The 10,798-nt window shown below is 45.3% G+C and carries 13 protein-coding genes; 11 read left to right on the plus strand and 2 right to left on the minus strand.

Features of this window, described 5'->3' with window-relative positions; genetic code table 11:
• The first annotated feature begins 130 nt into the window (after positions 1 to 130).
• The 8 genes from BUA78_RS18415 to mobB all read left to right on the plus strand — a co-directional run bounded on the left by BUA78_RS18415 (position 131) and on the right by mobB (position 6,855).
• Positions 131 to 1,861: an aldehyde ferredoxin oxidoreductase family protein gene (locus tag BUA78_RS18415; RefSeq protein WP_072917491.1), complete on the plus strand. Its 1,731-nt coding sequence runs from the start codon at positions 131 to 133 to the stop codon at positions 1,859 to 1,861.
• 49 nt (positions 1,862 to 1,910) lie between these two features.
• On the plus strand, positions 1,911 to 2,147 hold the full coding sequence (locus BUA78_RS18420) for a MoaD/ThiS family protein (protein ID WP_072917494.1): 237 nt from the start codon (positions 1,911 to 1,913) through the stop codon (positions 2,145 to 2,147).
• Between the two features lie 93 nt (positions 2,148 to 2,240).
• Positions 2,241 to 2,939, plus strand: a complete 699-nt coding sequence (locus tag BUA78_RS18425) for an ABC transporter permease (RefSeq protein WP_072917496.1) — start codon at positions 2,241 to 2,243, stop codon at positions 2,937 to 2,939.
• Position 2,940: 1 nt separating this feature from the next.
• Positions 2,941 to 3,675 (plus strand): energy-coupling factor ABC transporter ATP-binding protein, encoded by a 735-nt coding sequence (locus BUA78_RS18430; RefSeq protein ID WP_072917498.1) that lies wholly within the window; start codon positions 2,941 to 2,943, stop codon positions 3,673 to 3,675.
• 16 nt (positions 3,676 to 3,691) lie between these two features.
• The gene (gene moaA / locus BUA78_RS18435) at positions 3,692 to 4,669 is read left to right on the plus strand and encodes a GTP 3',8-cyclase MoaA (RefSeq protein ID WP_072917501.1); all 978 of its coding nucleotides are present in this window, start codon (positions 3,692 to 3,694) and stop codon (positions 4,667 to 4,669) included.
• Between the two features lie 5 nt (positions 4,670 to 4,674).
• Positions 4,675 to 5,169, plus strand: a complete 495-nt coding sequence (moaC, locus tag BUA78_RS18440; protein ID WP_072917503.1) for a cyclic pyranopterin monophosphate synthase MoaC — start codon at positions 4,675 to 4,677, stop codon at positions 5,167 to 5,169.
• A complete protein-coding gene (locus BUA78_RS18445; RefSeq protein WP_072917506.1) occupies positions 5,157 to 5,594 on the plus strand; it encodes an MOSC domain-containing protein in 438 nt (145 codons plus the stop codon). The genes moaC and BUA78_RS18445 overlap by 13 nt, the downstream gene beginning before the upstream one ends.
• A complete protein-coding gene (mobB, locus tag BUA78_RS18450) occupies positions 5,575 to 6,855 on the plus strand; it encodes a molybdopterin-guanine dinucleotide biosynthesis protein B (protein ID WP_238456873.1) in 1,281 nt (426 codons plus the stop codon). Before BUA78_RS18445 ends, mobB begins: the two co-directional genes overlap by 20 nt.
• A gap of 51 nt (positions 6,856 to 6,906) precedes the next feature.
• On the opposite strand, the gene BUA78_RS18455 is transcribed toward mobB, so the two are convergent.
• Positions 6,907 to 7,089, minus strand: coding sequence for a hypothetical protein (locus BUA78_RS18455; RefSeq protein WP_072917508.1), 183 nt, complete (start codon positions 7,087 to 7,089; stop codon positions 6,907 to 6,909).
• Positions 7,090 to 7,279: 190 nt separating this feature from the next.
• Positions 7,280 to 7,927: a hypothetical protein gene (locus BUA78_RS18460; RefSeq protein WP_072917510.1), complete on the minus strand. Its 648-nt coding sequence runs from the start codon at positions 7,925 to 7,927 to the stop codon at positions 7,280 to 7,282.
• Positions 7,928 to 8,020: 93 nt separating this feature from the next.
• On the opposite strand from BUA78_RS18460, the gene rlmD reads away from it, so the two are divergent.
• The 3 genes from rlmD to BUA78_RS18475 all read left to right on the plus strand — a co-directional run.
• On the plus strand, positions 8,021 to 9,394 hold the full coding sequence (gene rlmD / locus BUA78_RS18465; RefSeq protein ID WP_072917512.1) for a 23S rRNA (uracil(1939)-C(5))-methyltransferase RlmD: 1,374 nt from the start codon (positions 8,021 to 8,023) through the stop codon (positions 9,392 to 9,394).
• A 214-nt stretch (positions 9,395 to 9,608) separates the two neighbouring features.
• Positions 9,609 to 10,232, plus strand: a complete 624-nt coding sequence (locus BUA78_RS18470) for a hypothetical protein (RefSeq protein WP_139257455.1) — start codon at positions 9,609 to 9,611, stop codon at positions 10,230 to 10,232.
• A 347-nt stretch (positions 10,233 to 10,579) separates the two neighbouring features.
• A partial coding sequence (locus BUA78_RS18475; RefSeq protein ID WP_476580466.1) for a transposase occupies positions 10,580 to 10,798 on the plus strand: 219 nt, incomplete at its 3' end.

The following is a 10,798-nucleotide window of genomic DNA, read 5'->3' on the forward strand; positions in this document are numbered from 1 at the left end:
AAAATATTCGGAATAAGGGGGAATGCTAAAAGTATTACAAATATATAAAAACAGCAGGAATATTTAAAGGTTTTATCAAATTATTTTGTAGTCGAAGTTTTTGTTGACTATCAAATCAAGGAGGGATAACATGCCTAAGTTTTTAAGAATTGACATGACCAACCAACAGCTGAAATGGGAAGAATGTCCTGAAAAGTATCTGCCTCTTGGTGGACGGGCACTGACTTCACAATTTGTTTTGGATGAAGTTCCCGCTACCTGCCATCCCCTGGGCGAGTTTAACAAAATAGTGATCGCCCCTGGTTTATTATCTGGTACCAATGCACCTTCTTCCGGCCGTTTGTCCGTAGGTGCGAAAAGCCCCTTAACCGGCGGTATCAAGGAATCTAATGCCGGCGGTATCTGCTCACAGAAGATTGCCAACTTGGATATCAAAGCCATTGTTGTAGAAGGACTCCCGAAGGAAAAGGGTTTCTGGATGGTCAAGATATCTCCTGAAGGTGCCGAAATTCTACCTGCAGATGACTTGGCGGGTAAAGGTACCTATGAAGTAACTGAAATTCTACTTGAGCGCTATGGCAAAAAAGTGGGTGTTATCACCATTGGTCCCGCTGGCGAAATGCTATTAGCCGGTGCCGGTGTTACCAATAACGATAGCGACGGGAACTCCAGCCGTTATGCAGGTCGTGGTGGTTTGGGTGCCGTGATGGGTTCCAAAGGCTTAAAGGCTATTGTGGTGGATGCGCCGAAAACCTTTGACGTGCCTGTTAAGGATAAAGAACGTTTCTCCGCAGCAGCTAAGAAATTTGCCAAGATCCTGATGGATCACCCTGTTTGCGGTGAAGGTTTACCGGCCTTTGGTACCAACGTTCTGATGAATATTATTAACGAGGCTGGCACGCTGCCTGTGCGTAACTTTAGCAACAACGGCCGTTTTGATCTTGCCAATAACGTAGGCGGTGAAACTCTGGCTGAAGTGGCCAAGGCCCGTGGTGGTAAAGCTACCCACGCTTGTCACCCTGGTTGCGTAATGCGTTGCTCGAACGTTTATCCGATGCCCGACGGTAAAGTATGCTCCCCCATCGAGTATGAAACCGCCTGGTGCTTTGGTCCTAACTTAGAAATCAGTGATCTGGATGTTGTGGCTAAACTGAACTACCTGTGCAACGATATCGGTCTGGATACCATTGAAATGGGTGTTGCTTTAGGCGTTCTGATGGATGCCGGTGTCATACCCTTTGGTGATGCAGCAGCAGCTATCAAGGCCCTGGAAGAAGTAGGCCAAGGTACTCCCGCTGGCCGTATTTTAGGTAACGGTTCTGTATTTGTTGGGAAAGCCTATGGTGTAACCCGCGTTCCTGCCGTAAAGGGTCAAGGAATTCCTGCTTACGATCCCAGATCCTGCAAAGGTAACGGTGTTACTTATGCCACCACCCCCATGGGCGGCGACCATACTGCCGGTTATGCTGTAACCTCTAACATTCTGAAAGTAGGCGGCTTTGTAGATCCCACCAAAGCTGAAGGTCAGGTGGATCTATCCAGAAACCTACAGATTGCCACTGCAGCTGTAGATGCTACCGGACTTTGCCTGTTCGTAGCCTTTGCTGTACTGGATAATCCCGAAGGTCTACCTACCGTTGTAGAAATGTTGAATGCTCAGTATGGCCTAAGCTTAACGGTTGATAACGTAGTAGAACTTGGTCAGAGCATCCTGAAAGTTGAACGTGAGTTTAACGCTAAGGCGGGTTTCACCAAGGCTGATGATCGTCTGCCGGAGTTCTTCTATACCAATAAGCTGGCTCCTCATGGCACCACATTTGATATTAGTGATGAGGAATTAGACACAGTATTTAATTTCTAGATTGTTGCCAGACTATTTGTAGTATAATGAACTACGAGGTGACCTGGACATGTCGATTGAGTTAAGGGTATATACAGGCCTGGAAAAATATACCGGGACCCGTTACGGGGAACTAATTAAACTGGAGTTGGCTGAAGGCACGACCATTCGGGAACTTATAGAGCAATATAAAATTCCCGAGCAAGAGGTTTTTAGCTCTCTGGTCAACGGACTGCATAAATCCTTAGACACCGTTTTACAAGATGGTGACCGAGTTGCTCTGTTTCCGCCAGTTGGCGGCGGCTAACTATATTAGGGAAGTCAGGGGCAGGGGAAATCCCTCTGCCCAACCTCAAAGGTACGTTATGCTTTATTAAACATAATGGCGGTGAGTTAGTTAGTGGAAGTATTTTGGCAAGGGTTAATCATTGCGATCCAACTTCTTTTAGCAGGGGACAAAGAAATTATCGAAATTGCTTTATTAACCTTGAAGGTTTCCGGTACGGCCACTCTCATTGCTGTGTTTATAGGTGTACCGATGGGCTTTTTCCTGGCCCTGACTTCCTTCCCTGGAAGAAATTTTATGGTCAGTGTTGTGAATTTTGGTATGGGTTTACCACCGGTAGTGGTAGGCTTAATGGTATGGATTCTCTTGAGTCGGTATGGCCCCTTAGGAATCCTAGGGTTGCTTTATACACCGACAGCTATGATTATTGCGCAGGGTATTATCGCCTTTCCCATTGTCACAGGCTTTACCCTGGCCGCCTTTCAACAGCTGCATCCTAAATTAAGACTACAAATCTTGTCCTTGGGTGCTTCTAGGTGGCAATTATTGTGGTTAATGGCCAGGGAAGCTCGGCTGGGTCTGCTGGCGGCGGTAATGGCCGGTTTTGGCGGCGCAGTATCGGAGGTAGGAGCCTCAATGATGGTAGGCGGCAATTTAGTTGGTTACACCCGGGCACTGACCACAGCAACAGTGCTGGCGGTGAATAAAGGGCAACAGGAGCTAGGCATGGCTTTAAGCCTTATTTTATTACTTCTAGCCTTTACTGTAACGGCAGTTTTAACCATAGCCCAACAACGGGGGAGGTGTCCGTAGGTTGTCAATCTTAGTGGCAGAGGATATTACGTTTATTAAAAATGGCCGCACCATTTTGGATATAGATCATTTTTCCTTAAATGAGGGAGAAGTAACGGCTCTCATCGGCGTGAACGGTGCAGGAAAAACTTCTCTGATGCAAATACTAGCCTTGTTACAACAGCCCACCTCTGGCAGAGTTGTTTTTCAGGGGAAAATAGCCAACAAAAAAAATCTGAGAGAGCTGCGGCATCGAATGGCTTTTGTGTTTCAACAGCCGCTACTTTTGGACATGACCGTTCGGCAAAATATTGCTATGGGACTTCGCATAAGAAAATTAGCTAAGCAAGAAATAGAGGGACGGGTAAATCTATGGCTGGAAAAGCTAGGCATATCACACCTAGCCGATGGCCCGGTGCGCTTTCTCTCCGGCGGTGAAGCCCAGAGAGTGAGTATTGCCCGGGCGTTAGCATTACAGCCGGAGGTCTTATTTTTGGATGAGCCCTTTACCGGGCTGGACAGCCCTACCCGGGGGCAATTGCTGCTAGATATCGCCGGCTTGCTGCATGGCACAAAAATTGCTACATTATTTGTTACCCATGACTATGCAGAAATACCGCATCTGGCGCATCGATTGTCGGTATTAGATCAGGGAAGAGTTATTCAAACCGGGACACCAGAGGAAATCTATCAGAATCCCAGCAACCAGGTGGTTGTTCGCTTGCTACAATGGATACCTATGAAACACATTTCTTAACCGAGGGGGTAAAGGAATGATTGACAATTTCAAGAGACAGATTGATTATCTACGAATTTCGGTTACCGATCGCTGTAACTTTCGCTGTGTGTATTGCATGCCCCCGGAAGGTGTGAAGTTTACTCCCCACTGGGAAATACTAAGTCTAGAGGAAATCAGCCGAGTGGTCGATGCAGCTTCGGATATTGGTATCACGAAGGTGCGTATTACAGGTGGAGAACCTTTAGTTAGGAAAAACATTTTGGATCTTTTTCAATATATTTCGGCCAATCCTCTCATTGATGATATCTCCCTAACTACCAACGGCGTGCTGTTTGCCGATATGGCTGAAAATTTAAAAAAATCAGGCTTAAACAGGGTTAATTTTAGTCTGGACAGCCTAAACCCGGACAATTTCCGGGATATTACCCGGGTAGGGAATTTTCACGATGTGTGGCGGGGCATTAATAAAGCCCTGGAACTTAATCTACATCCAGTGAAATTCAATGTGGTGGCGGTGCGGGGAGTTAACGATCAAGAGTTTGGAGATTTTGCACGGTTAACGAAAGAGTTGCCGCTGCATATCCGGTTTATTGAATTAATGCCTATCGGGGAATGCAACCCCTGGGCGGAGGGTAATTTTGTTGCTGCAGCAGAAATTATGCAGCGTTTGCAGGAGGAATTTGGTACGCTGGAAACAGAAATGAAAGTAACCGGTAGTGGACCGGCGAAATATTACCGACTTCCCGGCGCCAAAGGAACCATTGGTGTTATTACGGCCATGAGTAATCATTTCTGCAATAGCTGTAATCGGTTACGATTGACAGCCAATGGTCAGCTGCGCCCCTGTCTGTATGGCAATCAGGAGTTTGATTTAAAGACACCCCTGAGATCGGGTGCCAGCAGGGAGGAACTGGCGGATTTAATAGCCAAAGCAATTCGTCATAAACCTAGCCAACATCATATGGAAGAGGGTTGGACAGACCGCAGGGTCATGAGCCAGATAGGAGGATAAGAACCTTGTCCCAGTTGACACACTTCGATGCCCAGGGCAATGCCCGCATGGTGGATATTACCGAGAAGCAAGAAACCCATAGAGTAGCTGAGGTGAGGGGAGAGGTACTGATGTCCCCGGAAACCTTGGAGCTAATTAAACAGGGGGGGATGGCCAAAGGCGATGTCTTAGGAGTAGCTCGGGTGGCGGGTATTATGGCTGCCAAGGCTACGCCTAATCTGATCCCGATGGCGCATCCCATCATGATTACGGGAGTAACCATTGACTTTATACTTGCCCCGCCAGACCGGGTAGAAATTCAGGGAATTGTAAAAACCGGGGGTAAAACCGGGGTAGAGATGGAAGCATTGACGGCTGTCAGTGTTGCAGCACTGACTATTTATGATATGTGCAAAGCAGTGGACAAGTCTATGGTGATCCAAAATATTCGGTTAGTCCATAAGAGCGGCGGCAAAAGCGGCGATTTTGCACGAGAGGGAGAAAAAACATGGGAAAAATAGTAGCTGTTTGTACCAGTCCGAAGAAGGGTATGCGAAAGAAAAACGTAGGCGAAGGTACGTTAGTCATAGAGCATGGTATCCAGGGGGATGCTCACGTAGGTGATTGGCATCGTCAGGTTAGCTTGCTGGCATTGGAGAGCATTGAGAAAATGCAAAAAATGGGTCTGGATGTTAAACCCGGGGATTTTGCCGAAAATCTCACCACCGAAGGAATTGATCTGGTTTCCTTACCCGTAGGAACAAAGTTAAAAATAGGGGAACAGGCCTTAGGGGAGGTAACTCAGATTGGCAAGGAATGTCACACCCGCTGTGCCATTTATTATCAAGCCGGGGACTGTGTAATGCCCAAGGAAGGCATTTTTATCCGGGTATTGGAAGGTGGCCAAGTAAAGGTAGGGGACTCTATTGAAATCCAGGCAAAATAAGATTTTACCACCGGTGGTTTCTTTAGTGGGGTGTTCTAATTCCGGGAAAACTACCCTCCTGGAAAAACTGATTCAAATATTAAATGACCGGGGTTACCGGGTAGGTACGGTAAAGCATCACCGGGGCACCTTTGAATTTGACCTGTCGGGAAAGGATACCTGGCGACACGCCCGGGCCGGGGCTGAGATGGTGGCCATGTCCACTCCCGATGGTTTGGGGTTGGTCAAAAAGTTAACAGGGGAACTTTCCCTGGAGCAAATAATCCCTTTTATGTCCGGCATGGATATTGTCATCGTGGAAGGTTTTAAAACTGGTTCCCAACCTAAGATTGAGCTAGTCCGCGGGGCAATCTCCCAGCAGCCCGTTTGTCCTCAGGAGGAATTGCTGGCGTTGGTTAGTGATTTACCTTTGGATTATGGAGTGCCGCTCTTTGATTTAAATAATAGTACAGGTGTGGCAGATCTTATCGAGCAGCGTTTTCTGTTGCCTGCCGAGCAAGGTGCCCGCCAGACACTATCCGTTGAACAGAAAAAGCGCTACCACCGCAACATCCAACTAGCCGGTGTGGGGGAAGCGGGACAGCTTAGATTGTTGCAATCCTCGGTGCTGGTGGTGGGAACCGGTGGGCTTGGTTCCCCGGTAGCGTACTATCTTGGGGCAGCGGGCATTGGACGCTTGGGACTTATCGATGCAGATACCGTGGACTATTCCAATCTGCAGCGACAGATTCTTCATAGCACCCCGGATATCGGTCGTTTCAAGGTGGAATCAGCCAGTGAAAAACTATTGACACTAAATCCCGACCTTGAAGTTATCACCTATCCTGATCGATTTAATCAAGAAAACGCGGGAGAATTAGTGAGAACTTATGATATAGTGGTGGATGCCACTGATAATCTGGCTACCCGTTTTATAATTAATCAGGCCTGTGTGGCTGAAGGGAAGCCCTTTATCTATGGCGGCGTTTTATCAATGGTAGGTCAGTGTATGACCATTTTACCGGGTAAGGGACCTTGTTTCCGTTGTATCTTCCGGGAAGATCCCGGTGATAAGGCGATCAAAACTACATTGGATGTAGGAATTCTTGGTTCTGTGGCCGGTATTATTGGTACCATAGAAGCCACCGAAGCAGTTAAATATCTGCTGGGTCAAGGGGATTTGCTGGTAGGTCGTATGCTCACCATGGATGCTCTAGGTATGAACTTTATGGAAGTAGAAGTAAAACGAGATGTAACCTGTCCGGAATGTGGGCATCTCTAAGAAAAAATGAACCCAGAGGGTTATCCCCCTGGGTTTTTCTGTGTGTTTAAACTACCAGTGTTTCATATTTTGCGGATAATAAGCATAAATCATCTGACCAAATCCATCACAATGTAACTCTAATCCAGACCTAGCGTTCGCCTTTTTCTTTGGTTTAGCGTCCCGGATCTTTTGTAGTACTACGAGTTCGTAGAGTTTATATAAGCTAGTGCCATTTTTATTAGTAAAATCCATACAACACACCTCCACTAGCCTAAAGCTTTAAGAAATGGTACCATAATGTGAAGCAATGCACAATGTCAGAATGCAAAGAAACACTAGCAAAAAGATAAAGATAATTCAGACTATTTAAATAATAGTCTGAATTATCTTTATCTTTTACGTAATATAGGGAATCCGTATAGCAGGATTCCCTTATCATCACTTACTGATGATCAAGCCGCTTTTTATTAATGGTAATGACCGGCTGAGAAGGTCTCTCTTTTCTTAGGGGCTGGGGAAGAAAGGGAAGTTTGGCTTCTCGCGGCGAAACCGGTGGAGGATGAAGTTCTGGTTGTGAAGGAATAACGGGTGGTTTGGCAGCTCCTGGTTGCTCTAAGCCCGGAGCAGTAGGTACTTTAGGCGGAGGGGGCTGTAGTCCAGGAGTGGGTGGCTTCAGGTTTGCTTGATCGTTCTTTTTTTCAGCTTTCTCACTTACGTCATCAGCAGCCGGAGCCGGATCTAGTATGGGCTGATTATCGGTCTGATTACCGGGTATGGAAGGCGGCAGGGGCTTGAGTTCCAGCGGATTCGATGGATTTTCGGATGGGTGCCGGGGCGCATGGACCATCGTAATACTATTATAGATACGTTCATCCTCGCAAATTAGTTGACCATTCTCATAGCGTCGATGGCGAATCTCCACCCTTGGAATATAGGCCGATACCTCAGCGGGAACACTAAGGTTAGACAATCGGCACAGACGAATACCAGCTCCTTCCACCACCAAATCCACATGGTCATTTTGGTAGCAGTTGCAGGGTTCGGAGGTCTGAAGTTGACGAGTCTGCCGAATCACCTTATACTGAGCCATAACAGACACTCCCAGAGGTAAAATATTCCTACCCTACTTTATGTAAGCTGGCAGCAATCGGTGACTGGGAAAATTGATGAAGAGGTGTACATTTTGAAAAAAGTCGTCAGGAACGGAGATATTATAGAACTGCAAATAAATGGTCTGGGTCACGGTGGCGAAGGGGTGGGCAGGTATGAAGATATGGCTGTTTTTGTACCGGGAGCCCTGACCGGAGAAAGGGTCAAAGCAAAGCTTATGCAAGTAAAAAAGTCCTTTGCCCGGGCAGAACTCCTTGCTATTCTAACCAAGGCTGAGCAAAGAATTAATCCCCCATGCCATTTTGCCCATCAGTGTGGTGGCTGCCAATTGCAGCACCTTGATTACCAGGAACAACTGGCACACAAAAAATCTGTAGTGGAGAGTGCCCTAAGAAGAATCGCCAAAATACAGAATGTTGCAGTGCAGCCCACCCTAGGCATGGAGCATCCTTGGCACTATCGTAACAAGATTCATTTACAACTCAAGCAAGCAGGAAAGCAGATTAAACTTGGCTTTTTTGCCGAGGGTAGCTATGAACTGGCCGCCGGATTAGGAGATCAAGTGTGTCTTTTGGTGGATCAACAAATCAATCAAGTGGTGGCTAGCGTAGAGCAGTTAATTAATAAGTCTGGTCTAACAGTCTACGATTGGTCTACTAAAACTGGTCTCCTCAGACACATTATCATTCGCCGAGGCTTTAAAACCGGTGAAATGATGGTGGTTATAGTTACCTCCGAAGAAAGGTGGCCCAAGGAAAGTGAATGGGCTGAAACGTTGGTACAGAGACACCCGGAGATTGTCTCGGTGGTACGAAATATTAACACCAGTCCAGACCGCGTGATACTGGGAAGGGAAGACCGTGTTTTAGTGGGAAAAAGCTTCATTACAGATGAGCTAAATGGTCTGCAATTTCACATATCGGCAGCTTCCTTTTATCAAGTAAATCCTCAGCAAACGGAAGTTTTATATAACAAAGTGCTGGAAATGGCGGGTTTAGAAGATAAAGAAACGGTGGTAGATGCCTACTGCGGTATCGGCACCATTGCCACCTTTCTGGCTGGTCATGCCAAGCAAGTGATCGGCATGGAAATAGTACCCGCCGCTGTAGAAGATGCCAGAAAAAACGCCGAGCTAAACGGAATAACCAATACCGAATTCCACACCGGCATGGTTGAGAAACTTTTACCCCACTTGGTGTCTGAGGGATTGAGACCAGACCTGCTGGTGCTCGACCCGCCGAGAAAAGGTTGCGAGAAAGAAGTGTTGCAGGCAATACAAGAAGCTCGTGTACCGAGAGTAGTCTATGTCTCCTGCGACCCGGCCACTTTGGCAAGGGATTTGGGGATATTGGATAGCCTGGGTTATCAAACGATACAGGTGCAGCCGGTGGATATGTTTCCTTGGACGGGGCATGTGGAGTGCGTGGTATTGATGTCGAGGACATAAACCTTGGTATTGCTGTATTTGATGGATTGCATCTAAATCGACTACTAAACTAAATTATGTTTTTGCGTTTGTGGAAACATATCTAAGGATAGAAAAAGAACCGAAAAATGAAGTAGGGTTGAGTAGATAGTATAGATAACATCCGTGGGGTTGTGGAGATAGAATAAATGTAGACATTTATTACTCGTTATTTCACAAGGGGATGTGAAAGAACATGAAAAATGCACTACCAAAATTTTGGAGTTTTAATAGAATAAGAGATACTTCTATGATTAAAACAGAAGATTTAATATGGCAAGGACCATTTTCTTGGATTGGGTATGAGCAAATTAATGAATCCAAACTTATTCCGGATATTGCAGGAATTTATCTTTTTACATTCGAGTATTTAGATGGTTATATTTTGCGCTCAGTTGGTGTAACAAACTCCATGAAAAGGAGACTTGCTCAACATACACGTGAATATAAGAAAGGAAACTATACTTTGCTAGATGTCGAATTTGCAAAAAATGGATTAAGAAAAGAATTATGGCATGGCTGGCAATATGCAAAAGAGCATCAAGATACATTTTTAGAGAATAAAGATGTCATATTAAAATTTGCTGAGAAAGAACTGATTTCTTATAGATTATTCATCAGTGAAATTGCTGACAGAAGAAAAAGAGAACGAATTGAAGCAGCTTTATTGATAAATGCATATAGTTCAAAAGAACCGTGGCATGATTTAATTGATGGTGGCATGGCTTTAAGAGGACGATATAATTATGAAATACCAATTGAAGTAAAAAATGTTTGCTCACATAAATTGTACGGACTTCCTGAAATAATCGAAATATAATTGAAACTTAAAGGTGTTAAAATAGGGAAATCAATCATGAAAGTTATTTACAAAATTACTTATCCAAAGGGTTTTATTGTTAGGGGTTTTTATCTTTACTAAATTAGACATCGAAAAATGAGAGTTGTCATGTTGTAATAAGTACAGTTAATTTATAAAAAAACAAGGGCTAAGCATTGGAATTATTAAGAATATACCCTGACACCAAGGGGGGATTAGGCTCGATGGTTATCAGAATTACAGCAACACTGCACGTCAGACTGTCTAACAATTATTGAAAAGTCTTCGTTTGGGCATGAAAATGGCTGGCTTTTGTCGAATCTCCATATCAAAGGAGATGAGCTCGTATGCCATATATTGAGGGTGAAGATAGACATCAAATTCATTTACTGCCAAATACGTTGGACGACTTTGTAGCAGAAGAAAATCCTGTCCGAGTCATTGATGCTTACGTCGATAGTTTGGCCCTGGAAGAATTGGGGTTTCAGATGTATTCGGGCACTAAAGCGGGGCAAAAACCTTACCGTCGGGAATATCTTCTCAAGCTCTATCTTTACTGTTATATG

The sequence above is a fragment of the Desulforamulus aeronauticus DSM 10349 genome, from assembly GCF_900142375.1.
Lineage (GTDB): Bacteria > Bacillota > Desulfotomaculia > Desulfotomaculales > Desulfotomaculaceae > Desulfotomaculum > Desulfotomaculum aeronauticum.